Below are 24583 nucleotides of genomic sequence, written 5' to 3' on the forward strand. Positions count from 1 at the left end.
ACAATTCACGCATGGCTCAAGGCAAGCGCATCTCTGCAGACATCGACAGCAACGCCCTTCGGGCCATCAAGGACATGGGTGCGGCCGCCAAGCTGGCCCGGACCAGTGCCGGCGATGGCCAAGCCACCGCGGCGGCCCGGCTGGGCGTGCACGTCCAAACGATCGCCCGGATCGAATCCGGTGAACCCGGCGTCGCAATCGGTCACGTGCTGGGGATGCTTGCGCTATACGGCATCACCACGACGTTGCAGTCTCCTCCGGAGTCTTCAGCGAAATGCGCGGTCACCGAGGCTTAGTCGCGTCGCCGCAATACATGTTCAGCCTGACCCGTCTGACGATCCAACGCGCCAGGAAAGAGCGCTTGCCCCAGGTTGCAGGGAGCCTGACGTTCACAACCTTGCTGTCCATCGTGCCTTTGCTGGCCGCGAGCTTCGTTCTGTTCACGCAGTTCCCGGTCTTCAGGCGATTCAAGGACGCGCTCCAAGAGTTCTTGTTGAGCAGGCTGCTTCCGGCGGACATCGCACGCACGGTCCTCAAGTACCTGACCCAGTTCGCCTCGAACGCCAGCAGCCTGACGTGGGTCGGCTCGCTCTTCTTGCTGGGCACAGCCATCGCGATGTTGCTGACCGTCGAGAATGCACTGAACCAGATGTGGGAGGTCCGAAAGAATCGGCCGTTCTTCAAGAGGGTCGGCTTGTACCTGTTGATGTTGGTGGTCGGGCCTCCCGTTCTGGGTCTGAGTCTCTGGGCAACGTCGTACCTCCTGGGCAATTCCAAGGGGTTGATCGGCGCGCTGCCACCATCGCTCGCATTCGTGGTCGACCTCGGTCCGCTCATGCTCGGCGTGATCGCACTGACGAGCATGTTCTACCTCGTTCCGAACACCAAGGTCCGGCTGCGCGACGCCGCTGCGGGGGGCTTGATCGCCAGCATGGCCTTCGAACTGGGCAAGCGCGGCTTCACCGCCTACCTCGTCAAGGTGCCAACCTACAAGGCGCTGTACGGGGCGTTCGCCACTCTCCCCATGTTCCTGCTGTGGGTGTACTTCTCGTGGCTGGTCACGCTGGTCGCCGCCATGTTGGCGGCCAACCTGGCGCTCACTCGACGGCGTTCGGGAGGCAAGGTCGCTCGAGCCTAGTGCGCCGATGAGGGGATACTACGTCGCCCCCCAGACCTGTTCTCGCAATGTCCTTGACCCTCCTTTTCCTGCAGCTCAGCGTCATCCTTGTCACCGCGCGCGCCTGCGGCCTTGCGCTTCGCGCGGTGGGTCAACCGATGGTCATTGGCGAGATGGCTGCCGGCATCCTGCTCGGGCCGGTGGTGTTCGGCGCGCTGTTCCCGCAATGGCATGCGCAACTCTTCCCGCCTGCGTCGCTGCTGGGTTTGTCCTCGCTGGCGACGATGGGCGTGGTCCTGTTCATGTTCATCGTCGGCGCCGAACTCCGAGCACCCAGCGGCATGGGGGCCCAACTCAAGGCGGCAGGCTGGGTCGGGCTGTCGAGCATGGCGCTGCCGATGGCGCTGGGCGTGGCGATCGCGCCGGCGCTGCATCCGTCGCTCGCGCCGCCGGGTGTCGCTTTCTGGCCGTTCGCGCTCTTTCTCGGCGTGGCGCTGTCGATCACGGCTTTCCCGGTCCTGGCGCGCATCCTCAAGGATCGCAACATGACCCGCACTCGTGTCGGCCAGTTGTCACTGGGCGCCGCAGGAGTGGTCGACGCGCTGGCATGGGTGCTGTTGGCGCTGGTCATCGCGTTGGCGAGCGCGGGCGCCGGCCTGAAGGGCTTCGTGCGCATCGCGCTGGGACTGGCGGTGCTGGTGGCCGTGGTGTTCCTGATCGTGAAGCCGCTGCTGGCCAGGCAGCTTCGCAAGCATGCGCCGGACGGCGTACCGTCGCCGATGGTGCTGGCAGCGCTGCTCATCGGCCTCTTCGTTTGCGCCATGCTCACCGAATGGCTGCACCTGCATGCGGTGTTCGGTGCGTTCCTGTTCGGCATCGCGCTGCCGCGCGACGACCGGCTGCTGCACGCTCTGGAAAAGCGGATCGAGCCCTTGTCGATCGTCGTGCTGATGCCAATTTTCTTCGCGCTGGCCGGCCTGGGCACCTCCTCGGGCGCGTTCGGCAGTGCTGGGCTGGGCGCGCTGGGGCTCATTCTTCTCGTGGCGTGCGTGGGCAAGATCGTGGGCGGTGCGGCCGGCGCGCGCGTGTGCGGCTACGGATGGCGCGAAAGCCTGGCGACCGGGACGCTCATGAATTCGCGCGGGCTCATGGAGCTCATCGTCATCAAGGTCGGTCTCGATGCCGGACTGATCGGCGCCGAGCTGTTCACAATGCTGCTGGTGATGGCGCTGGTCACGACAGCCGCGACCGGGCCGCTGCTCTCGCTGATCGGCCGGCAGAATCCGGAGCCCATCGACAGGCCGAAGCGCACCTAGACCCCGCGACTTCGCAGGGGCATCCTTCATCCGTGGCGACGTTGACGCCGCATATCAATTCAAGAGAGAGTTTCTTCATGGAAGCAAGGCAGGAGTGCGATGTTCTGGTGGTCGGCGGCGGGCCGGCGGGCTCGACGATTGCGACGTTGTTGGCGCAGGAAGGCCGCCGGGTGGTCCTGCTCGAAAAGGACCACCACCCGCGCTTCCATATCGGCGAGTCGCTGCTGCCGGGCAATGTCGCCTTGTTCGAGAAGCTGGGCGTGCGCGATCAGGTCGAGAAGATCGGGATGCCGAAGTTCGGCATCGAGTTCGTGCCGCCGGATCTGGACTACTGCAGCTACGTGGATTTTTCCGAAGGCTGGGATCCGTCCAAGGATTTCGCCTGGCAGGTGCGCCGCTCCGAACTGGACACGCTGCTGTTCCGTAACGCGGAGCAAAAAGGCGCGCTGACTCTCGAAGGCGCGAAGGTGCGACAAGTGGACTTCGACGACGAGGGCGCCATCGTTCGCGCACAACTCGACGACGGCGCGGCGCGCGAATGGCGCGCGCGCTTCGTGGTCGACGCCAGCGGCCGGGACACCCTGCTCGCCAACAAGTTCAAGTGCAAGCAGAAGAACCCCGACCACAACAGCACGGCGCTCTTCGGCCACTTCCGCAACGCGCGGCGGCTGGAAGGCCGGCGCGAGGGCAACATCAGCATCTGCTGGTTCGAGCACGGCTGGTTCTGGTTCATCCCGCTGGCCGACGGCACGACCAGCGTCGGCGCGGTCTGCTGGGCCTACTACCTCAAAGCCCGCGACAAGCCGCTGAAGGAGTACTTCTACGACACCATCGCACTGTGCCCCGAGCTGAAGGACCGGCTGAAGGACGCCACGCTGGTCGACGACAAGGTGCACGCCACGGGCAACTTCTCGTACTCCAGCACGCACGCCACCGGCGAGCGCTACCTCATGGTGGGCGACGCCTACACCTTCATCGACCCGATGTTTTCCTCCGGCGTGTTCCTGGCGATGCAGAGCGCCTTCGACGGCGCGAAGTTGGTCGCCACAGCACTCGACCGCCCCGGCGAACTCGCCCCGGCGCGCGTCGCGCTCGAGCAGCGCATGCGCGTGGGCCCGCGCGACTACTCGTGGTTCATCTATCGGGTGACCAACCCCACGATCCGCGACATGTTCATGCATCCGCAGAACGCCTTCAAGGTCAAGCAGGGGCTGATGTCGCTGCTGGCGGCAGACATCCACCACGGACCTGCCTACCGCCGCTCGCTCTTCATGTTCAAGGTGATGTACTACTTCGTGTCGCTGGTGAACTGGCGCCGTACGTACGCAGGCTGGAAACGCCACCGCTTCAATATCCGCGACATGGGACCGCTGAAGGGAGAGACGATTCAGCGAGCGGATTGACGCAAGGACCGGAGCCTAGGATTTCGGCTTCTTCGAAGACTTCGACTTGCCAGAACTGTTGAGGTCGATCGCTTCGCGAATGAGCGCTTTGAAGGCGGACTCGTCAACCTCTTCCCTTTCGTGGATGTCGATCGCCCGGCGTGTGTTTCCGTCAAGACTCGAATTGAAGAGACGGACCGGATCCTTCAGCGACGCGCCCTTGGCGAAGGTGAGCTTCACGACACTCTTGTAGGACTCGCCGGTGCAGACGATGCCGTCGTGCGACCAGACCGGCGTGCCCATCCACTTCCACTCCTCGACGACGTCCGGGTCCGCCTCCTTGATGAGCTTGCGCATTCGGGCAAGGGTTTTCCCGCGCCAGTCCCCGAGGTCGGCGATTTTGTTTGAGATGAGTTCCGAGGCCGACTGGCCTTCGCTGGCGTCCGACTTTTTCATGCCTACATCCTTGATATTGCAGAGAAAATTCATTGCAAGACGATGGAGGATAGCCATGTAGGCCGCCGGTAGGCTCGGCGCGTCAAAGCCGTGCCATCCGCCCGGATTGCCCGGTTTTGGAGCCTGGAGGCTCTTGAAAGTGTGCAAAAGGCCCTTATGATTAGCACTCGTCCAAGCTGAGTGCTAACAACGCCGGCTTTTGACGTTGTGGAGCCGGCAACCGCGCCGGCGCCCGAACCAAACCCCCGTTTCTTATCAGGAGATGCAATGAAACTTCGTCCTTTGCACGATCGCGTGATCGTCAAGCGCATTGAAAGCGAAACCAAGACCGCCTCGGGCATCGTGATCCCCGACAACGCCGCCGAAAAGCCCGATCAGGGCGAAGTGCTGGCCGTCGGTCCTGGCAAGAAGAACGACAAGGGCGAACTCGGCGCGATGAGCGTCAAGGTCGGTGACCGCGTCCTGTTCGGCAAGTACAGCGGCCAGACCGTCAAGGTCGACGGCGACGAACTGCTAGTCATGAAGGAAGACGACCTGTTCGCAGTCGTCGAGAAGTAATTTTCTCAAGCCCTCATCCCCCATCCAACTGAATCTCGGAGAAATCTCATGGCAGCAAAAGACGTAGTCTTCGGCGGTGAAGCCCGCGCGCGCATGGTCGAAGGTGTGAACATCCTCGCCAACGCAGTCAAAGTGACCCTGGGCCCCAAGGGCCGCAACGTGGTGCTCGAGCGCTCCTTCGGCGCCCCCACCGTGACCAAGGACGGCGTGTCCGTCGCCAAGGAAATCGAACTCAAGGACAAGCTCCAGAACATGGGCGCCCAGCTCGTGAAGGAAGTGGCTTCCAAGACTTCGGATAACGCCGGTGACGGCACCACCACCGCGACCGTGCTGGCGCAAGCCATCGTTCGCGAAGGTTTCAAGCTGGTGGCTGCCGGCATGAACCCGATGGACCTGAAGCGCGGCATCGACAAGGCGGTCACCGCCCTCGTCGCCGAGCTGAAGAAGGCTTCCAAGGCCACGACCACCTCGAAGGAAATCGCGCAAGTCGGCTCGATCTCGGCCAACAGCGACGAAACCATCGGCAAGCTGATCGCTGACGCGATGGACAAGGTCGGCAAGGAAGGCGTGATCACCGTGGAAGACGGCAAGTCGCTCGACAGCGAACTCGACGTCGTCGAAGGCATGCAGTTCGACCGCGGCTACCTGTCGCCCTACTTCATCAACAACCCCGAAAAGCAAAGCGCGATCCTCGAGAACCCGTTCGTGCTGCTGTTCGACAAGAAGATCAGCAACATCCGCGACCTGCTGCCCACGCTGGAGCAAGTGGCCAAGGCCGGCCGTCCGCTGCTGATCATCGCCGAAGAAGTCGAAGGCGAAGCCCTGGCGACCCTGGTCGTGAACACCATCCGCGGCATCTTGAAGGTCGTGGCCGTCAAGGCACCTGGCTTCGGCGACCGTCGCAAGGCCATGCTGGAAGACATCGCCATCCTGACGGGCGGCAAGGTCATCGCTGAAGAAGTGGGCCTGACCCTTGAAAAGGTGACGCTGGCCGACCTCGGCCAGGCCAAGCGCATCGAAGTGGGCAAGGAAAACACCATCATCATCGACGGCTCCGGTGCCGCCGGCGACATCGAAGCCCGCGTCAAGCAAGTGCGTGTGCAGATCGAAGAAGCCACCAGCGACTACGACCGCGAAAAGCTGCAAGAACGCGTGGCCAAGCTGGCCGGCGGCGTTGCAGTGATCAAGGTTGGCGCTGCCACCGAAGTCGAAATGAAGGAAAAGAAGGCTCGCGTCGAAGACGCCCTGCACGCCACTCGCGCTGCAGTGGAAGAAGGCGTGGTTGCCGGTGGTGGCGTGGCCCTGCTGCGCGCCAAGCAAGCCGTGGGCGACAAGCTCAAGGGCGACAACGCTGACCAGGACGCCGGCATCAAGCTGGTGCTCAAGGCCATCGAAGCGCCACTGCGCGAGATCGTCAACAACGCCGGCGGCGAAGCCTCGGTGGTCGTGAACGCTGTGTTGGCCGGCAAGGGCAACTACGGCTTCAATGCCCAGAACGACAGCTACGGCGACATGCTCGAACTCGGCATCCTGGACCCGACCAAGGTGACCCGCACCGCACTGCAGAACGCCGCTTCGGTGTCCTCGCTGCTGCTGACGACCGAAGCCATGGTCGCCGACGCACCGAAGGACGAAGCTGCCGGCGGCGGCATGCCCGACATGGGCGGCATGGGTGGCATGGGCGGCATGGGCATGTAATTCACGCCCGGCTTTCCAGCCAACAAGGAACCCCGCGGCTCACGCTGCGGGGTTTTTTCGTTTTGGGGGGAAAAAGCGCCACACTGCGAAGACACAAGGAGCCAGCAGTCATGAAAGCGCCCATCCAGCCGAATTCCACCGAGTCCATCACCCTGCCACGGCGACCGGTGCTTGCAGCGCTCGCCGCGTTGGCGGGACTGGGTCTGTGGCGGGCCGCGCCGTCGATGGCGGGCGAGCGCGCCGTGGTCGTTCCGTCGCCCAAGGACGATCAGACGGCGGCTGGCGCGGGGTCCGAGACTGCCGTCCTTGCGGGTGGCTGCTTCTGGGGGGTGCAGGGGGTGTTCCAGCACGTCAAGGGCGTGAACAGCGCCGTCTCGGGCTATGCCGGCGGCGATGCCGCCTCGGCGAACTATGACGCTGTTGGATTGGGCAATACCGGCCACGCTGAAGCGGTTCGCATCACCTACGACCCCCGGCAGATCAGTTTCGGCCGGCTGTTGCAGATCTATTTTTCAGTCGCCCACAATCCGACGGAGCTGAACCGGCAAGGGCCGGACACCGGGACGCAATACCGTTCGACGATCTTCCCGGCCAATGCCGAGCAGACGCGCATCGCTAAGAGCTACATCGCCCAGCTCGACAAGGCCAAGGTGTTCGGCAAGCCAATCGCCACCACCATCGAGCCGCTGAAGGCCTTCTATCCGGCTGAGGGCTACCACCAGGACTTCATGACGCGCAACCCGGACCACCCGTACATCGCCTTCAACGACCTGCCGAAGGTCGACAACCTGAAGCGCGTGTTTCCCGAGATCTATCGCGTGAAACCGGTACTGGTGAGGTCTGGCGCCTGAGCGGCGCCGAACGATTCACGGCAGCAGGGTCAGGCGCCGGCCGGCACCGGCGCAGGTGGCGGCCCGTACTCATTGGACTCGGGCTGGCTCGGCTGCACCGTGAAATAGAGGAGCACCAGGCCACCGATGACCGGGATCAGCCCGAGCAGCAGCCACCAGCCGCTCTTACCGATGTCATGCAGACGGCGCGCGCCGGCCGCCAGCAGCGGCAACAGGAAGACGAGCACCACGATGAAGTAGATGTACTCGTGAACGAAGCCGGCCACGAACGCGGCCACGACGTACGCCAGGATGAACCACCAGTACTCGGGTCGCGCTGCCCGACCCGAAAAGTCCACGTACTTGCGAAAGCAGGTCTGAACGGCCTGTTGAAAGTTCATGTGCAAACTCCTCTTGTTGATTCCCACGGGAAAACCCCGCGGCCATCATATCGAGCGGTTCGCCGGCCTTCCTGGCACTTCAAACGCGCTGGCGCAAGCGTTCGAGCAGGCCGGCGGTGGAGGCATCAAGCCCCTGGGCGTTGCCCGAGGCGAGCCGTGGCTCGATGTCCTTGGCCAGCACCTTGCCGAGTTCGACACCCCACTGGTCAAAGCTGTTGATGCCCCAGAGCGAGCCGCTGGTGAACACGCGGTGCTCGTAGAGCGCCAGGAAGGCGCCGAGCGACTCGGGCGTCAGCTCTTCCATCACGAAGAAGGTGCTTGGCCTGTTGCCCGGAAAGCTCCGGTGGCCGCCCTCGTCGCGCTGGCCGACCATCAGCGCCTGGGCCTGCGCGAGTGCGTTGGCCAGCAGCTTGGGATGATGGCCATCGAGGTCGTGCGCGGCATCGCGCACGGCGATGAATTCGAGCGGAACCACGTCCGTGCCCTGGTGCAGCATCTGGAAGTACGCGTGCTGGCCATTGGTGCCCGGTTCGCCCCACAGCACGGGCGAGGTTCCGAAAGTCAGCGGCTTGCCGGCCATGTCCACCTGCTTGCCATTGCTCTCCATTTCGAGCTGCTGCAGGTAGGCAGGCAGGCGCCTGAGCGCGCTGTGGTACGGGGCGATGCCTCGGCTGGTGAAGCGGTGGAAATTGCGATGCCAGACGTCGAGCAGGCCCAGGCGCACGGGCAGGTTCTGCGCGAGCGGCGCCGTGCGGAAGTGCTCGTCCATCGCATGGGCGCCGGCAAGCAGGCCGCGAAAGCCATCCGCGCCGATCGCCAGCGCGATCGGCAGGCCAATGGCCGACCACAGCGAGTAGCGGCCGCCGACCCAATCCCAGAAGCCGAAGGTCGTCTCGATGCCGAAGGCGCGCGCTGCTTCGACATTGGTCGTGAGCGCAGCGAAATGGCGGGCGATGTCCACGCTGCCGGACTGCTCGAACCAGCGCTTGGCCGACTGCGCATTCGCCATCGTCTCGGCCGTGGTGAAGGTCTTCGACGCGATCAGGAACAGCGTGTGCTCGGGCGCCAGGCCGCGCAGCACGCCGGCCAGCTCATGGCCGTCGACGTTCGAGACGAAGTGGAATCGCTTGCCGGGCGCGACGAACTGGTCGAGCGCCAGCACCGCCATCTGCGGCCCGAGATCGGAGCCGCCGATGCCGATGTTGACCACGTCGGTGATCGTGTGATCGGCGCGGACTTCCTCGGCGTACGCCAGCATCGCCGTCAGCGTGGACTGCACGTCGCCAAAGGCGGCGGCGAGGTCGCCGGTGACGGGCGCCGAAGCCGGCCGCCTGAGCAGCGTATGCAGCACCGCACGGTTTTCGGTCTCGTTGATGTGCTCGCCCGCGAACATTGCGTCACGATGCGCCTCCAGGCCCGATTCGCGGGCGACGGCCAGCAGCAGCTCTTCCGTCCGCGTATCGGTCAGGTTCTTCGACAGGTCGGCGAAGAGATACGGCGCCGACTGGCTCAAGGCGCCAAAGCGCTTCGGGTCGGCAGCAAAGGCCTTCCGCACATCGAAGCCGAGGCCGACCTTGTCGTAGTGCAACTGGAGTTCGGCCCATGCGGCCGTGCGATCGCAACGGGTTCTCGTCATGTGGCCTCCATTAGCTTTTCGAGTTTGACCGCGTCGGCGGCGAAGGCGCGAATGCCCTCGGCGAGCTTTTCGGTCGCCATCGCGTCTTCGTTCAGCGCAAAGCGAAACGCCGGTTCATCGAGTGTCAGCTTCGGAATGTCGAGGCGCTGGGCCGCCTCGGCGTCCAGCGCATGGCTCAAGGGCGCATCGCTGGCGGCGAGCTCGCCCAGGAGTTCGGGACTGATGGTGAGCAGGTCACAGCCGGCGAGCGCGGCGATCTGCCCGACATTGCGGAAGCTCGCGCCCATGACCTCCGTAGCGATGCCGTGCTTCTTGTAGTAGTCGAAGATCTGACGCACCGATTTCACGCCCGCGTCGTTGGCGCCGGCGTTGTCTGCTTCGTTCCAGTTGCTGCCGGCCGATTTCTTGTACCAGTCGTAGATGCGCCCGACGAAGGGTGAGATCAGTTGCACCCCGGCCGCCCCGCAGGCCACCGCCTGCGCGAAGGAGAACAGCAGCGTGAGATTGCAGTGGATGCCCTTCTTCTCGAGCTGCCGCGCCGCCTCGATGCCTTCCCAGGTGGAGGCGATCTTGATCAACAGGCGCTTCCCGACATCGACACCCTCCGCACGATAGAGCGCCACGATGCGCTCCGCGCGGGCGATGGTCGCTTGCGTATCGAAGCTCAGCCGTGCATCGACCTCGGTCGAGACGCGGCCCGGGATGATCGAAAGAATCTCGGTGCCGAAGCGCACCAGCAGCCGGTCGATCACTTCGTCGATCGGCTGGCCGTTGTGCTTGTTGACCGCTTCGTCCAGCAAGGGGCGGTATTCCGGCTTTTGCACGGCCTTGAGGATCAGCGACGGATTGGTCGTCGCGTCCCGGGGCTTGAACTGGGCCAGTTGACGGAAATCACCGGTGTCGGCCACTACGGTGGTCCATTGACGGAGGGCAGCGAGTTGGTTCATTCGGCCATTATCCCGCCGCAAAACTACAGACCGTGTGGTCCCCGGCTGACGTGGCTTGGCGTGGCGGCTCACTAACCTTGCCGCTTGCCTGACCGTCCTCCGGAGAAACGCCATGCCATTTCGCACCCGCCGCGCCCCGCCTCCCACCGTCGTCTTCGATGACCGCGTCCACAGCGCGTCCATCGGCACGCTGGCGACGGCCTTCTGCGTCGGCGGCGCGTTGACCCTGCTGGCACTGTCGAGTACCCGCGCCGCACGCGCGCAAACCGTTGCCGGCCCCGCCGACGGCGCACCGCTGATGCGCGCTCCGCTCCAGGTCGTGGCGCCGGTCGACCTGAAGCGCTACGCGGGCGTGTGGCACGAGCAGGCACGCCTGCCCAACCGTTTCCAGAAGCAGTGCACTGGCCCCGTCACGGCCGAGTACACGTTGCTGGACAACGGCGGCGTGGAAGTGCGCAATCGTTGCATCCTGGCTGACGGAAGCTTCGACGAATCCGTGGGCTCGGCCCGGGTGGTGCCCGTCGCCGGCCAGCCCGGCGCGGGACGGCTCGAAGTGCGTTTCGCGCCCGAATGGCTGAGCTGGCTGCCGCTGGTTTGGGGGGACTACTGGATCCTGAAGCTCGACCGCGACTACCAGGTCGCCCTGGTCGGCACGCCGAACCGCCAGTACCTGTGGGTGCTGTCGCGCGCCCCCCGACTCGACGAGGCCGCGCTGCAGGCGGAACTCGATTACGCCCGCACGCTGGGCTTCGACGTCGACAAGGTCGAGTTGACAGGCAGGTAGGCCGCCAGTTGCGCGGGCACGGCGCTCGGCCGCTCGCAATGGATCGCGTGCCAGCCGAACTCGCGCGCCGCCACGACGTTGGCGAGCGAATCGTCGATGAACACGGTCTCCGCCCCCTTGAGCCGATAGCGCTCGGCGAGCAACCCGTAGATCTCGGGTTGCGGCTTGATCACGCGCACGTCGCCAGAGAAGATGCCGCCGTCGAACCATCGGAAGAAGGCATGGCGGTACTCCAGCACACGCGCATAGGGCGCGGGCATGTTGGAAAGGTAATAGAGCCGCAAGTCTTCCCCCGCGTCGCGGCGCGCGCGCAGCGACGCCAGAAGGTCCACCGTGACGGCGATCGGCTCGAGCCTTTCGCCCATCGGTGCCAGCACGTCGCTGAGCCGGTCGGCCGGCAGGGCGAGGCGAAGGGCCATGCGGCCGATGGCATCGTCCAGGCTGTGCGTGCCTCGATCGAAGCCGAGCCAATCCTCGTGATGGAACATCTGGCCGGCCAGCGTATGCGCCGCCTCGGCGGTCGGCGCGTGAGGCTCGAAATTCGCTTGCACCAGTGCCACGGGCTCCCAGGTCAGGAGCACGGCACCCAGATCGAAGACAACATTCATAGGGCGGCAGGCACGATGGAAACGCCGTGACTGGTGAGAGAAAGGTGGGTCTCCGCACCGGCTGCCAAAGGGTGGGCGAGATCTGTCGACACCACGAACACCGAACCGAGTGCGGTGTCGAAAGCGTACTCGTAAAAGTTGCCCAGGAAAGCCGCTTTGCGCAGGATCGCCGGCAGGCCGACCGCCGCGCCGATGTACCAGGCCTCCGGCCGCACCGCGACCTTGACGATGCCAGGCGCGATCGGGTAGCCGGGCGTCAGCATCAGCGGCCCCATCTGTACCCGTCCATCGGGCTGGGCCAGTGCGGGAAACACCATCGCCTCGCCCATGAAGCCGGCGACGAATTCGCTTTCGGGATGGCCGTAGAGTTGCTCGGGCGTTCCGCGCTGTGCGATGACGCCATGGTCCATCACGATGATCTCGTCGCTGACCGCGAGCGCTTCGCTCTGGTCGTGCGTGACGTAGGCGACGGTGAGGTGAAGCCGTCGCTGCAGATTGCGGATCTCCTCGCGCATCTCGCGGCGCAGCCGTGCATCGAGGTTGGAGAGCGGTTCGTCGAACAGCAGCACGGCGGGCTCCAGCACCAGCGCGCGGGCGAGCGCGACACGCTGCTGCTGGCCGCCCGACAGCTCGCTCGGCAGGCGCTCGTCGAAGCCGACCAGGCCCACGCCCTTGAGCGCGTCCCGTGCGCGCGCCGTCGCCTCGTTCTTGCGCACACCGCTCATTCGCAGCCCGTAGCTCACGTTCTCGATCACGTTCATGTGCGGGAACAGCGCATAGCTCTGGAACATCATGCTCACGTTGCGCTCGGCCGGCCCCAGCGTCGTGACGTCGCGGCCGCCCATGAGGATCGAGCCGGAGGTCGGCGACTCGAGTCCGGCAATCATTCGCAGGATGGTCGTCTTGCCGCAGCCCGAGGGACCGAGGATGGTGGTAAGGGTGCCCGCCGGCACCTCGAAGCTGACGCCCTTCACCACCAGGGGCGTGCGCGCGTCATTGCCGTAGCGCTTGGTGATGTTGCGAAGTTCGATGCCGTTGCTCATGAATTTTCCCGTCATCAATGCACCGGGGCCGCAATGGCCGGAATGCCGACCTTGCGCCGTCCCAGCTTGCGCTCGCCGACGACGAGTTGCACGAGCGCAATCGCGATCGACATCAGGATCATCAGCACCGTGCAGTATGCGAGCGCCAGGCCATAGTCTCCGTTGCCGACGCGCCCGATGATGTAGGTCGTCGCCAGCTCGTTCTCGGCCGTGACCAGGAAGATCACCGCGCTCACCGTCGTCATGGCGCGCACGAAACTGTAGACCAGCGCCGCCACCAGGGCCGGCTTGAGCAGCGGCAGCACCACCTTGAAGAGCGTCTGCGAAGTCGATGCGCGCAGCATCAGCGATGCCTCGTCGAGCGAGCGATCGAGTTGCTTGAATGCCGCCGTCCCCGCTCGCACGCCCACCGGCAGGTTTCGGAAGATGAAGCACAGCACGATGATCAGCCCCGTGCCCGTGAGTTCGAGCGGCGGCACGTTGAACGCCAGGATGTAGCTCACGCCGAGCACCGTGCCGGGAATCGCGAAGGCCAGGAGCGCTGCGAACTCGAACGCGCCCTGCCCCTTGAATTCATTGCGCGCCAGCAGCCAGGCGATCAGCAGGCCAAAGCCCGCCGTCAGCGGCGCCGAGATGCCCGCGAGCTTGACGGTCGTGATCAGCGAATTCCACGCCGTGCCCGCCCACACCAGGCCGAACTGTCCCCATTCCAGCGCGAAGGCGTTCTTGAAATGGTTGAGCGTGAAGGTGTAGTCGCGCCCCCAGGTCTGAACGAAACCACCCGCGAAGGCGAAGAGATAGACGACCACGGTGAATGCGATCCACGGCAGCGCAATGCAGTAGGTGGTGCGGCGCACGCCGTCGGGCAAGGCCATCGGGATGCCGGCATCGCCCTTTCCTGTCACCGTCGTGTAGCTCTGCTTGCCGAGCACCCAGCGCTGGATCGCGAACACGCCGAGCGCAAAGATCGTCAGCACCCAGGCCAGCGATGCGGCGCGACCCTGGTCGTACTGTGCACCGACGATCGCAAAGAAGATGTCCGTCGACAGCACCGAGAACTGGCCGCCCACGACGATCGGGTTGCCGAAGTCCGCAATGCTTTCGATGAAGCCGACGAGGAACGCGTTCGCGAGCCCAGGCTTGAGCAAAGGCAGCGTGATGGTGAAGAAGGTACGGCGACGGTCGGCGCGAAGCATCTGCGCGGCCTCTTCCAGGCTCGGCGACACGCCCTGCACCACGCCCCGCATGATCATGAAGGCGATCGGCGTGAAGGCGAACAATTGCGCGACGAGCACGCCCGGCATGCCGTAGAACCAGCGCGTGGGTTCGATGCCGAAGCTGCTTTCGAGGAACTGGTTGACCACGCCGGCGCGGCCGAACAGCAGGATCAGGCCAAGCCCGACGACAAAGGGCGGCGTGATGATGGGCAGCAGTGCGAGCACGCGCAGCGGTCCCTGCCAGCGCCTGCTCCCGCGTTCGGCCATCAGCGCCATCAGCGTGCCGAGGAAGGTGGTGCCCACGGCGGTGAGCAGCGCCAGCGCCAGCGTGTTCCAGGCCACGCCACAACGCACACCGCCCGCGAGACACCCCAACCCCCAGATCCGCTCCGTGCCGAGGCGTGCAACAAAGGCGGCCAGCGACCATCCCCCGTCCTCATCGATGAAGGCGCCCGCGAGCGCCTTGCTCACGGGGTAGGCGATGAACAAGGCCATCAGCACGCCGCATGCGATCACTGCGCCGGAAACGAACAGGTCGCCTTTGTAGAAACCCAGTCGCGCCAACCCGAAGGCCGCAAGCAGCACCAGCGACACGACCGCGACGGCGCCGCCCGCGCCGATACCGAACTGATTCAGCGACAGTTCACCGAGGTGGCCGTTGAGAAAGGCAAAACTCCAGCCGCGCGCGCCGATGAGGAAGCCGCTGAGCGCCAGCCCCACGCTGCCCACCGCGCCGCCGACAAGCAGCAACCGGCCTTGTGCACGGCCAGCGCGCAGCAAGCCGCCGAGGGCGCATATCGCCAGTCCGATCAGCCCGATGTAGAGCCAGCTCCGCCCCTGCAGCGCCGCCTGCATCACGCCGTTCGCGCCTTCTCCTGCACTGACGACTTGCGGAAGCGCCTCGTACCAGGAGGTGTCCTGAATCGCATACCAGGGCAGCGCGACATAGCCGATCACGCCGGTCGCGATGCATATCCAGATGGGTGTGTTGGCGCTGCGGCGCCCAGCGAGTGCGGAGGACACAGGCACGCTAGCGTGGGAGCGAGTTGACGTCCTTCTCCCAGCGCGCGATCAGGCGCCGGCGCTCGGCGCTCGCGCCGTACTTCGCGTAGTCGTAATCGATCATCTTGATCTTCTTGAAGTCCGGCACGTTAGGGTCCACAGCCGTCGCCTTGTTCGAAGGCAACTGGTATTGCTTTGCCGCGGCGCCGAAGGTCTGCGCCTGCGGCGTGAGCGCCCATTCGTAGAACTTCTTCGCCTGCTCGAGGTTGCGCGCACCCTTCACGATGCTCATGGAGCCGATCTCGGCGCCCGTGCCCTCCGAAGGCGTGGTGGTCTCCACCGGGAAGCCTTGCATCTTTTCCTGCGGGGCGTCGTGCACGAAGCTGATCGACACCGCGGTCTCGCCACGCGCGACCGCCTTGATCGGTCCGGTGCCGGAGCGCGTGTACTGGCCGACGTTGCGGTGCAGGCCCTTGAGATACTCGAAGGCCTTGTCTTCACCCATCAGTTGGACGAGCGTCGCGATCATCGTGTAGGCGGTGCCGCTCGACGCCGGATTCGCCACCTGGATGTCGCCCTTGTATTCGGGCTTCAGCAGATCGGCCCAGCTACGCGGCACGGGCAGCTTCTTTTTCTGCACCAGTTCCGTGTTGTAGGCGAAGCCCAGTGGGCCCGAATAGATGCCGACCGTCTTGTAGCCGGACTGCTGGGCCTGCTGCTGGGCCCACGGATAGAGCTGCGACAAGGTCGGCGACTTGTATTCGAGCGTGAGGCCCGATTCGGCCGCCTGCAGATGCGGGTCGCCCGTGCCGCCGAACCAGACGTCGGTCTTGGGGTTGTCCTTCTCCGCAATCAGCTGCGCCAGCGCTTCGCCCGAGCCCTTGAGCGCCATGTTGAGCTTGACGCCGGTGGTCCGCGCGTACACGGTCGCGATCATGTTGCACCAGTCGGCCTGGACCGAACAGATGACGTTGACAGTCTGGGCCGAAGCGCCGGCAGACATGCCGATCAACGCAGCCATCACCGTCATGCTGAAAATCTTCTTCATCCAGGACCTCTCCAGAACAATGGGTCCTCCCTGTTGCATTTCAGCTTAGCCCGGAGGTGCCGCTCTCCAGATCGGTACAAGTACCATTCGAGGCAAGCTTCATGCTCGCCCCACACAACCCTACGGATGTATCCATGAGTTTCGACCTCGTCCTCTTTGGCGGTACCGGTGATCTCGCATGGCGAAAGCTGATGCCTGCCTTGTTCCAGGCGTTCCGGCATGGCAGCCTGCCCGAAGACGGCCGCATCATCGGCGTGGCGCGCGATGATCTTTCTGACGACGCCTACCGCGAATTGATCCAGTCGCGCTTCGAGGCGGTCGAGGGCGCCAAGCGGCCGACGCCGGAGGAGTTCAAGAAGTTCGCGTCGCTGCTCTATTTCCTGCGCATGGATCTGTCGCAGCCCGCCGACTATGAAAAGCTGGCCCGGGTGCTGAAGGCGCGCAATGCCGGCACCGTGGTGATGTACCTGGCCACGGCGCCGGCGCTCTTCACGCAAGTGGTCGAGCAGATCGCCGCGGCCGGCCTCAATGGGCCGCAGACGCGTGTCGTGCTCGAAAAGCCGCTGGGCCACGACCTGGCCTCGAACCGTGCGATCAACAAGGCCGTGTGCCAGGTTCTCGCGGAGCATCAGGTGTTCCGCATCGACCATTACCTTGGCAAGCCATCGGTGCAGAACCTGTTCGCGATGCGCTTCGGCAATGCGCTCTTCGAGCCGATCTGGCGCCGCGAGCACATCGCGAACATCCAGATCACGATCGCCGAAGACCTGGGCGTGGAGAAGCGCGGGAGCTTCTACGACCAGACGGGCGCGCTGCGGGACATGGTGCAGAACCATGCATTGCAGCTCGTCTGCGCCATTGGCATGGAGCCGCCGATCAACGCACATGCCGATGCGATTCGAGACGAAAAGCTCAAGGTGTTGCGCGCCCTCAAGCCGTGGACGGCCGAATCGATCGGCCTGCATGCGATTCGCGGCCAATACGCCGCGGGCACGGCCTACGGCGAACGCGTGCAAGGCTATCGCGACGAACCGGGCGTGGACCCCGAAAGCCGCACCGAGACCTTCGTGGCGCTGCGCACCGAAATCGCCAACTGGCGATGGGCCGGCGTCCCGCTCTACATCCGCACGGGCAAGCGGCTGGCGTCGCGCGATGCGCGCATCGAAGTCAACTTCAAGCCGACGCCTCACGCCATCTTCCGTGCGCCGGCCAGTGCGGTGAACAAGCTCGTGATCAACCTCCAGCCCAAGGACGGTCTGGAACTGCACATGCTCGCGCAGGCGCAGGACAACCGCCAGCGCAACGGTAACCGCCGCGCCGGTCCGCAACTGGCACCCGTGCAGCTCGACCTCGATTTCGACAAACGCTTCGGCTCCGAGCGCGTGGGCGCCTACGAACGCCTGTTGCTCGATGTGATCGATGGTCGACTGAACCTGTTCGTGCGCAGCGACGAGCAGGAAGAGGCATGGCGCTGGGTCGAGCCGCTGATCGACAGCTGGGCCTCCGAGGGCGTACCGCGGCCCTATGCAGCAGGCACCTGGGGGCCGAGTGCTTCCAGCGCGATGATCGCCCGCGACGGCTACGCCTGGGGCGAGGAACAGTAAAGCCCGAAGCTAGGCCCTGCCTTCTTCCACGGCGTGGCAGGCAACCTGCACCCCACGCAGCATTTGCAGCGGTGGGCGCTCCGCCTTGCAACGCTCGTTGGCGAGCGGGCAGCGCGGATGGAAGGTGCAGCCCGTCGGCGGGTCGAGCGGGTTCGGCACCTCACCTTGCACCGGCGTGCGGCGCCGCCCGGTGTGCTTCATCTGCGGAATGGCATCGAGCAGCATGCGCGTATAGGGATGCTGCGGTGAGTCGAACAGCGTGTGCTTCTCGGCCACCTCGACCAGGCGCCCCAGGTACATCACGCCGACCTCATCCGCGACATGGCGCACCACCGCGAGGTTGTGCGAGATGAAGAGGTAGGTCAGCCCCTGCTCGCGCTGCAGGTCCTTCATGATGTTGAGCACCTGCGCCTGCACGCTCACGTCGAGCGCAGATGTGGGCTCGTCGCACACGAGGAACTCCGGCTGCGTCGCCAGGGCTCGCGCGATGGAAATACGCTGGCGCTGCCCGCCGGAGAACTGATGCGGGTACTTCACCATGTCCAGTGGACTCAGGCCTACCGACTTCAGCAGGTCGCCGACGCGCGCCTTGAGTTCGGGTCCCTTGGCGAAGATGCCGTGCTCACGCAGCGGCTCGCCGACGATGTCCTCGACGATCCATCGCGGGTTGAGGCTCGCATAGGGGTCCTGGAAGATCATCTGGATGCGACGGCGCAGCGTGCGCCCCTCGGCCGTCTTGAAGGCCGCGTGCGCATCCTGTCCATCGAACTGCATGCCGCCCCGCGTGGGGTCGTACAGCCCGACCAGCAGGCGGGCCACGGTGCTCTTGCCGCATCCGGATTCACCTACCAGTGCGAGCGTCTTGCCGCGTTCGATCGAGAAGCTCACGCCATCGACGGCCTTGAGCAACACGCGCGGCTTGCGCTCTAGTACGCGGTTGAGCCAGGGCGGCGAAACGTCGAAGCTCTTGGCGAGATCGTGTGCCTGCACCAGTGGCGTCATGCCGCGCCTCCGTAGGCCGGCGAGGCCGTGTGCGCTTCGTGCAGCCAGCACGCGGCCCGCGTGGCACCAGCATTGAGCAGGTCCGGACGTTCGACCAGGCAACGGTCGAAGACGCGCGGACAGCGCGGGTTGTAGGCGCATCCCTTTGGAATGGCATTGAGCCGCGGCATCGCGCCGTCGATCTGGTTGAGGCGTTCGCGGTCCATCGTCATGTCGGGGATGGAGGCCATCAGGCCCGAGGTGTAGGGATGGGCCGGCTGATGGATCACCTCATGCACTGGCCCGATCTCGACCACGCGGCCGGCGTACATCACGGCCACGCGATCGCAGGTTTCGGCAATGACGCCCATGTCGTGGGTGATCAGCATCACGGCGGCGCCGCGCTCCTTGCAGATGCCCTTGAGCAACTGGATGATCTGCGCCTGGATCGAGACGTCCAGCGCGGTGGTGGGCTCGTCGGCAACGATCAGCTTCGGTTCGGCCGCGAGCGCGAGCGCAATCACGACGCGCTGGCGCATGCCGCCCGAGAACTGGTGCGGAAAGTGATCGATGCGCTGCGCGGCCGCGGGGATGCCCGTGTCCTGCAACAGTCCGATGGCGCGCCGGCGTGCCTCCGCCTCGTTCACCGGGAGGTGCGTGCGGATGGTCTCGATCAGTTGCCGGCCGATCGTGTAGAGCGGGTTCAGTGAGGTCAGGGGGTCCTGGAAGATCGCGCCGATCTTGCGCCCACGGATGTGGCGCATGGCCTCGTGGTCGAGGTTGTCGATGCGCTGGCCTTCGAGCACGATCTGCCCGGCGGCCACGCGGCCGGGTGGCTCGAGCAGCCCGATGATGGCCGCGCCGGTGAGCGACTTGCCCGCGCCCGACTCACCCACCACACCGAGGATTTCGCCCGGCGCGATGTCGAAGGAGATGTCGTCCAGCGCGCGCAGCGTGCCGCGGCGATTCGGAAATTCGACGACCAGGTTCTGAACTTGCAGCAGGCTCATGGGTTCGTTTCGCCTTCAGCGCAGTCGCGGGTTGAGCGCATCGCGCAGCCAGTCACCCAGCAGGTTCACGCTCAATGCGATCAGTACGAGCATCGCGCCAGGGAACACGGTGATCCACCATTCGCCGGAAAACAGGTATTCGTTGCCGACGCGGATCAGGGTGCCCAGCGAGGGTGAGGTCGGCGGCACACCGACACCGAGAAAAGACAGCGTGGCCTCGGTGATGATGGCGGTGGCGACCTGGATCGTTGCGAGCACCAGCACCGGGCCCATCACGTTCGGCAGAACGTGGCGCATCATGATTCGCCACGGCGATACACCCGTCACGCGTGCGGCCTGCACGTACTCCCTGCTGCGTTCCACCAGGGTCGAACCGCGCACCGTGCGCGCATATTGCACCCAGCCGGTCAGCGATATCGAGATGATGAGCACGCCAAAGGCCACCGAGGTGGGCGCGTCCGGAAACAGCGCGCGGCCGACACCCGCCATCAGCAGGGCCACGAGGATCGGCGGAAACGACAGCATCACGTCGCACACGCGCATGAGGAAGGCATCGAGCCAGCCGCCCCAGAAGCCCGCGAGCAGTCCGAAGAACACGCCGACGAAGACCGAGACCATGACCGACACCAGCCCCACGATCAGCGAGATGCGCGCACCGTAGATCACCGCCGAGAGGATGTCCCGGCCCTGGTCATCGGTGCCAAGCAAGTACTTGGTCGTGCCTTCGGTACTCCAGGCCGGCGGGAGGCGAGCGTCGCCGAGTTCGAGCGTCGCGAGGTCGAAGGGGTTGTGCGGCGACACCCATCCCGCGAACACGGCGCAGAACACGCAGACGAAGGCGATCGCGGCAGCTAGCATCGCGACCGGCGAGCTGCGAAAGCTGTGGCCGACATCGCTGTCGAGCCAGCGGGCTATGGTTTTTTTCATCGAGAGGCGGAAGAAGATGCCGCGGTCAGGCCGGCGCCGCACCGCCCCCTCGGGGGCAGCGACGACACGAGGTGCGGTAGCTTGGGAGGGTCACGCGCTCAAGGCTTGATGCTCATCCACTTGAACATCATCCAGTTGTCCGCGAGCTGCGTCAGTTCGACCTTCTTGCTCACGCCCCATGCCAGTGATTGCTGGTGCAGCGGCAGGTGGCCCACGTCGTCGGCGTGGATCGTGAAGGCTTCCTTGATCATCGCGTCGCGCTTGGTCTTGTCGGTCTCCGACTGGATCTTCTTGGTCAGTTCGTCCACCTTGGGATTGCAGTAGGCGCCGAGGTTGAACTGGCCGGTTCCCTTGTCGTCGACGCAAGCCGCCAGAGAACTGAGCGCGTTGTGCGAGTCGTACGTGGTCGGCGTCCAGCCGAGCATGTAGAAGCTGGTGTCGCGCCGAAGGACCTTCGGGAAGTAGGTGCCCTTCGTTTCGGCCGCGAGGTTGATCTTCACGCCGATCTTCGCGAGGCTGGCCGCCACGCTCTGGCAGATCTGGCCGTCGTTGACGTAGCGGTCATTCGGGCAGTTCATCGTCACTTCGAAGCCGTTGGGGTAGCCCGCATCGGCCATCAGCTTCTTTGCCGCTTCGACGTCGTAGGGCAGACGCTTGTCCTGCTCGGCGGTCCAGCCGTTGATGCCCGGCCCCACCAACAGTGCAGTGGGACGCGACGCGCCACGCATCACGGTGCGCTGGATGCCGGAAATATCGATGGCCTGGTAGAAGGCCTGGCGGACGCGCTTGTCCTTGAATGGGTTCTTGCCTTTGACGCTGGAATACAACAGCTCGTCGCGTTTCTGGTCCATGCCCAGGAAGATGGTCCGCAGTTCCGGGCCGGCGATGACGCGTGCGTTCGGACTCGCGTTGACGCGTGCGACGTCCTGCACCGGCACCGGCTCCATCACATCGACTTCGCCCGAGATCAGCGCGGCGACACGCGTCGCGGGATTGGCGATCGGCGTGAAGACGACTTCCTGGACGTTGCCTTCGATCTTGCCCCAGTAGTTGTTGTTGCGCACGAAGACCGTGCGCACATTGGGCTGGCGCTCGCGCACACGGAACGGTCCGGTGCCGTTGGCCTTGAACGACGCGGTGTTCTCGATGCCCTTGCGGCGATCGACCGGCCGGGTCGCCTGGTTCTCCTCGCACCACTTCTTGCTCATGATCATCAACTGAGAGATCACGTCGGGGAGGATAGGGAAGGGGCCGCGGGTTTCGATCTCGACCGCGAGATCGCCCACCTTGCGCACTTCCTTGATGTCGGTGGTGTTGCCCTGCATGTCAGAGCCCTCGCCCGCCGCGCGCTTGAAGCTGAACACCACGTCATCCGCCGAGAACGGCGTGCCGTCGTGGAACTGCACGCCCTTGCGCAGTTCGAAACGCCAGACCGTGGGCGATGTCTGCTTCCAGCTCGTGGCCAGCAATGGTGCCAGGGTCAGGTCCTTGTTGCGTCCCACCAGCATCTCGTAGACGTTGGCGGTCGTGCTCAATTGGAGCGTCTCGTTGAGCGAGTGCGGGTCCAGAGAGAGTGCATCGCCCTGGTTCGCAATGCGAATGGTTTGCGCACCGGCCATCAAGCTCGTGGCCGCCAGGACGGACAGAACCGCTGCAGCAACCATACTTTTCTTCAGACTCATGGGAAAGCACTCCTCGGGGTTGGAAAGACTCAAGACGCCGTCGAAGCGATCTTGTTTTTGGGTTTCTCGGCCGCGACGACCAGCGGCATGCCATGCTCGATCAAGCCCGCATGCAACGCGGCGCCGAGCGGCAGTATCTCGTCGTTGAAGTCGTACCGGCTGTTGTGCAGGAAGGCGCCGCCCCTGACGTCCTGGCCGATGCGCAGGTAGGCGCCCGCCTTCTTCTGCAGCATGAAGGAAAAGTCTTCGGCGCCCATGCTCGGTTCCATGTTGCGCTCGACGTTGTGCGCGCCCACCAGCGACTGCGCGACGTCGCCTGCAAACACGGCTTCCGGCGCGGTGTTGATGGTAGCGGGGTAGATCCGCTCGAACTTGACGGTGGCCGTGGCACCAAAGCCGCCAGCAACCGCGGTGCATAGTTCCGCCAATCGGCGCTCCACCTGCTCCTGCACCCTGGAGCTGAACGTGCGCACGGTACCGACCAGCGTGGCCTTGCCCGGCACCACGCTCATCGCCCCCAGGTCGCCCGCACTCACTGCACAAATGCTGATCACAGCCGCGTCGATGGGCCGCACGTTGCGCGAGACGATGCTCTGCACCGCTGTGATGATGTGCGCGGACACCACGACCGGATCGACCGTCAGATAGGCGTGCGCGCCGTGCCCGCCCTTGCCCGTGACCTCGATGGTGATGCGATCGGCCGCGGCCATCATCGCGCCGCGATTGATGCCCACCGTGCCGGCCGGCATGCCCGGCCAGTTGTGCATGGCATAGACCGAATCGACGGGGAAGCGGTCGAAGAGGCCGTCCTCGATCATCACGCGCGCACCGGCGAAGCCTTCTTCGCCCGGCTGGAAGATCAGGACCGCGGTGCCGTCGAAGTTGCGGGTCTCTGCGAGATAGCGCGCCGCGCCGACCAGCATCGCAGTGTGACCGTCATGGCCGCAGCCATGCATGAGCCCGTTCTTGGCGGAACGCCATGGAAAGTCGTTGTCCTCGCACATCGGCAAGGCATCCATGTCCGCGCGCAGGCCGATCATGCGGCCGCTCGCCGTCGAAGCGCCGCGGATCACGCCCACCACACCGGTCTTGCCGATGCCGGTGTGGACCTCGTCCACGCCGCAGGCCCTCAACGCCTCCTGGACGCGGCCGGACGTATAGACCTCTTCGAAGCCGAGTTCGGGATGCGCGTGCAGGTCGCGACGGAAAGCGGTGATTTCAGGATAGAAGCGGGCGATGTGGGCGAACGCCCTCCCCGCCGCTTGCAGACGAGGCTCAGTCATCAGTGACCTCCAGCGTTGCCAATACGCAACCGCGGGTCGACCACGAAGTAGAGCAAATCGACCACGAGATTGATGACGACAAAAATGAGTGCGATCAAGCACAGATAGGCCGCCATCACAGGGATGTCGGCAAAGGTCACGGCCTGGATGAACAGCAGGCCCATGCCAGGCCACTGGAACACCGATTCCGTGATGATTGCAAAGGCAATCAGGCCGCCGAGTTGGAGGCCGGTGATTGTCATCACAGGCACCAGAGTGTTCTTCAGCGCATGCCCGAAATGGATCGCACGGTCCGAGAGACCGCGTGCACGAGCGAACTTGATGTAGTCGGTGCGCAGAACCTCGAGCATCTCAGCGCGCACGAGCCGCATGATCAATGTGAGTTGAAAGATGGCGAGTGTGACTGCGGGCAACACAATGTGAAGCCAGCCGTCGGCCTTCAATAGGCCCGTGCTCCACCAGCCGAGTTGCACGGTGTCGCCACGTCCGAAGCTCGGGAACCAGCCGAGCAGGACGGCGAAGACAAGGATCAGCAGGATGCCGATCAGAAAGGTGGGCAACGAGACGCCCAGCAGGGAGATCGTCATGAACACCTGGCTCATGAAGCTGCCGCGCCGCAGCGCCGTGTAGACGCCCATCGGAATGCCGATGGCCAACGCGAGAACGGCTGCGACCAATGCGAGTTCCAGCGTGGCGGGGAAGCGTTCGCCAATCAGGCGCGACACCTTCGCTCCTTGCCGCAAGCTGAGGCCGAACTCACCTTGCGCGGCGTTGAGGAGGAAGTGCCAGAACTGCACGAAGAAGGGCTTGTCGAGCCCCAGGCTTTCACGGAGCTCGTGGACCTGCTCCGGCTTGGCGTCCTGGCCAAGCAGGAACACCACCGGGTCACCCACGTACTGGAAGAGAAGGAAGGCGATGAAGGCAACCGCGACCATCACGATGACGGCTTGGATCAGGCGGCGCAATACGAAAGCGATCATTCAGGAAACGAAGTTTTCAATGATGCTAGCAGAGCAAACTACGTGCCCATGCGGGAGTTCCCCGGGGGGTCAA

General features: G+C 64.7%; 23 protein-coding genes. 9 read left to right on the forward strand and 14 right to left on the reverse strand.

Annotated elements, in window-relative coordinates; translation table 11 throughout:
- The first annotated feature begins 11 nt into the window (after positions 1-11).
- The 4 genes from QTI04_RS13645 to QTI04_RS13660 all read left to right on the forward strand — a co-directional run bounded on the left by QTI04_RS13645 (position 12) and on the right by QTI04_RS13660 (position 3836).
- Positions 12-296 (forward strand): helix-turn-helix transcriptional regulator, encoded by a 285-nt coding sequence (locus QTI04_RS13645; protein WP_286602777.1) that lies wholly within the window; start codon positions 12-14, stop codon positions 294-296.
- A gap of 17 nt (positions 297-313) precedes the next feature.
- The gene (locus QTI04_RS13650; protein WP_286602779.1) at positions 314-1138 is read left to right on the forward strand and encodes a YihY family inner membrane protein; all 825 of its coding nucleotides are present in this window, start codon (positions 314-316) and stop codon (positions 1136-1138) included.
- Positions 1139-1185: 47 nt separating this feature from the next.
- Positions 1186-2433, forward strand: a complete 1248-nt coding sequence (locus QTI04_RS13655) for a cation:proton antiporter (RefSeq protein WP_286602781.1) — start codon at positions 1186-1188, stop codon at positions 2431-2433.
- A 77-nt stretch (positions 2434-2510) separates the two neighbouring features.
- A complete protein-coding gene (locus tag QTI04_RS13660; protein WP_286616152.1) occupies positions 2511-3836 on the forward strand; it encodes an NAD(P)/FAD-dependent oxidoreductase in 1326 nt (441 codons plus the stop codon).
- Between the two features lie 15 nt (positions 3837-3851).
- Here the strand turns inward: QTI04_RS13660 and QTI04_RS13665 are convergent, their stop codons facing one another.
- Positions 3852-4271: a DUF1801 domain-containing protein gene (locus QTI04_RS13665; RefSeq protein WP_286616308.1), complete on the reverse strand. Its 420-nt coding sequence runs from the start codon at positions 4269-4271 to the stop codon at positions 3852-3854.
- A 267-nt stretch (positions 4272-4538) separates the two neighbouring features.
- Here QTI04_RS13665 and groES point away from each other — a divergent pair, with 267 nt between their 5' ends.
- The 3 genes from groES (at position 4539) to msrA (ending at position 7378) form a co-directional block, all read left to right on the forward strand.
- Positions 4539-4829 carry a co-chaperone GroES gene (gene groES, locus QTI04_RS13670; RefSeq protein ID WP_093109638.1) on the forward strand — a complete coding sequence of 97 codons (291 nt, stop codon included), beginning with the start codon at positions 4539-4541 and terminating at the stop codon, positions 4827-4829.
- Positions 4830-4877: 48 nt separating this feature from the next.
- Positions 4878-6527: a chaperonin GroEL gene (groL, locus tag QTI04_RS13675; RefSeq protein ID WP_286602784.1), complete on the forward strand. Its 1650-nt coding sequence runs from the start codon at positions 4878-4880 to the stop codon at positions 6525-6527.
- Positions 6528-6637: 110 nt separating this feature from the next.
- Positions 6638-7378, forward strand: coding sequence for a peptide-methionine (S)-S-oxide reductase MsrA (gene msrA, locus QTI04_RS13680; protein WP_286616153.1), 741 nt, complete (start codon positions 6638-6640; stop codon positions 7376-7378).
- 29 nt (positions 7379-7407) lie between these two features.
- Here the strand turns inward: msrA and QTI04_RS13685 are convergent, their stop codons facing one another.
- The 3 genes from QTI04_RS13685 to tal all read right to left on the reverse strand — a co-directional run bounded on the left by QTI04_RS13685 (position 7408) and on the right by tal (position 10341).
- Complete coding sequence (locus tag QTI04_RS13685; protein ID WP_286602788.1) at positions 7408-7758, reverse strand: DUF805 domain-containing protein; 351 nt, start codon at positions 7756-7758, stop codon at positions 7408-7410.
- 79 nt (positions 7759-7837) lie between these two features.
- Complete coding sequence (pgi, locus tag QTI04_RS13690; RefSeq protein ID WP_286602790.1) at positions 7838-9394, reverse strand: glucose-6-phosphate isomerase; 1557 nt, start codon at positions 9392-9394, stop codon at positions 7838-7840.
- Positions 9391-10341, reverse strand: coding sequence for a transaldolase (gene tal, locus QTI04_RS13695; protein ID WP_286616309.1), 951 nt, complete (start codon positions 10339-10341; stop codon positions 9391-9393). Before tal ends, pgi begins: the two co-directional genes overlap by 4 nt.
- Positions 10342-10453: 112 nt before the next feature.
- Between tal and QTI04_RS13700 the strand changes: the two genes are divergently transcribed.
- The gene (locus tag QTI04_RS13700) at positions 10454-11125 is read left to right on the forward strand and encodes a lipocalin family protein (protein WP_286616154.1); all 672 of its coding nucleotides are present in this window, start codon (positions 10454-10456) and stop codon (positions 11123-11125) included.
- Here the strand turns inward: QTI04_RS13700 and QTI04_RS13705 are convergent.
- From QTI04_RS13705 to QTI04_RS13720, 4 genes are read right to left on the reverse strand one after another with little or no spacing between them, the layout of a single operon-like run.
- Positions 11071-11733 carry an HAD family phosphatase gene (locus QTI04_RS13705; protein WP_286602799.1) on the reverse strand — a complete coding sequence of 221 codons (663 nt, stop codon included), beginning with the start codon at positions 11731-11733 and terminating at the stop codon, positions 11071-11073. The genes QTI04_RS13700 and QTI04_RS13705 overlap by 55 nt on opposite strands.
- Positions 11730-12776, reverse strand: a complete 1047-nt coding sequence (locus QTI04_RS13710) for an ABC transporter ATP-binding protein (protein ID WP_286616155.1) — start codon at positions 12774-12776, stop codon at positions 11730-11732. The genes QTI04_RS13705 and QTI04_RS13710 overlap by 4 nt, the downstream gene beginning before the upstream one ends.
- Positions 12777-12790: 14 nt before the next feature.
- The gene (locus QTI04_RS13715; RefSeq protein ID WP_286616310.1) at positions 12791-14974 is read right to left on the reverse strand and encodes an iron ABC transporter permease; all 2184 of its coding nucleotides are present in this window, start codon (positions 14972-14974) and stop codon (positions 12791-12793) included.
- Between the two features lie 49 nt (positions 14975-15023).
- On the reverse strand, positions 15024-16043 hold the full coding sequence (locus QTI04_RS13720; RefSeq protein ID WP_286616156.1) for an ABC transporter substrate-binding protein: 1020 nt from the start codon (positions 16041-16043) through the stop codon (positions 15024-15026).
- A gap of 134 nt (positions 16044-16177) precedes the next feature.
- Between QTI04_RS13720 and zwf the strand changes: the two genes are divergently transcribed.
- A complete protein-coding gene (zwf, locus tag QTI04_RS13725; protein ID WP_286602805.1) occupies positions 16178-17647 on the forward strand; it encodes a glucose-6-phosphate dehydrogenase in 1470 nt (489 codons plus the stop codon).
- A gap of 9 nt (positions 17648-17656) precedes the next feature.
- Here the strand turns inward: zwf and QTI04_RS13730 are convergent, their stop codons facing one another.
- From QTI04_RS13730 to QTI04_RS13755, 6 genes are all read right to left on the reverse strand, one after another.
- Positions 17657-18649, reverse strand: coding sequence for an ABC transporter ATP-binding protein (locus tag QTI04_RS13730; protein ID WP_286602807.1), 993 nt, complete (start codon positions 18647-18649; stop codon positions 17657-17659).
- Positions 18646-19638, reverse strand: coding sequence for an ABC transporter ATP-binding protein (locus QTI04_RS13735; RefSeq protein WP_286616157.1), 993 nt, complete (start codon positions 19636-19638; stop codon positions 18646-18648). The genes QTI04_RS13730 and QTI04_RS13735 overlap by 4 nt, the downstream gene beginning before the upstream one ends.
- A 15-nt stretch (positions 19639-19653) precedes the next feature.
- A complete protein-coding gene (locus QTI04_RS13740; RefSeq protein WP_286616158.1) occupies positions 19654-20565 on the reverse strand; it encodes an ABC transporter permease in 912 nt (303 codons plus the stop codon).
- A gap of 98 nt (positions 20566-20663) precedes the next feature.
- Positions 20664-22247, reverse strand: a complete 1584-nt coding sequence (locus QTI04_RS13745) for an ABC transporter substrate-binding protein (protein WP_286616159.1) — start codon at positions 22245-22247, stop codon at positions 20664-20666.
- 29 nt (positions 22248-22276) lie between these two features.
- On the reverse strand, positions 22277-23530 hold the full coding sequence (locus QTI04_RS13750) for a M20 aminoacylase family protein (RefSeq protein WP_286616160.1): 1254 nt from the start codon (positions 23528-23530) through the stop codon (positions 22277-22279).
- On the reverse strand, positions 23530-24510 hold the full coding sequence (locus tag QTI04_RS13755; RefSeq protein WP_286616161.1) for an ABC transporter permease: 981 nt from the start codon (positions 24508-24510) through the stop codon (positions 23530-23532). Before QTI04_RS13755 ends, QTI04_RS13750 begins: the two co-directional genes overlap by 1 nt.
- Positions 24511-24583: the final 73 nt, after the last annotated feature.

The organism is Variovorax sp. J22R115, assembly GCF_030317005.1.
Taxonomy (GTDB): Bacteria; Pseudomonadota; Gammaproteobacteria; order Burkholderiales; family Burkholderiaceae_C; genus Variovorax.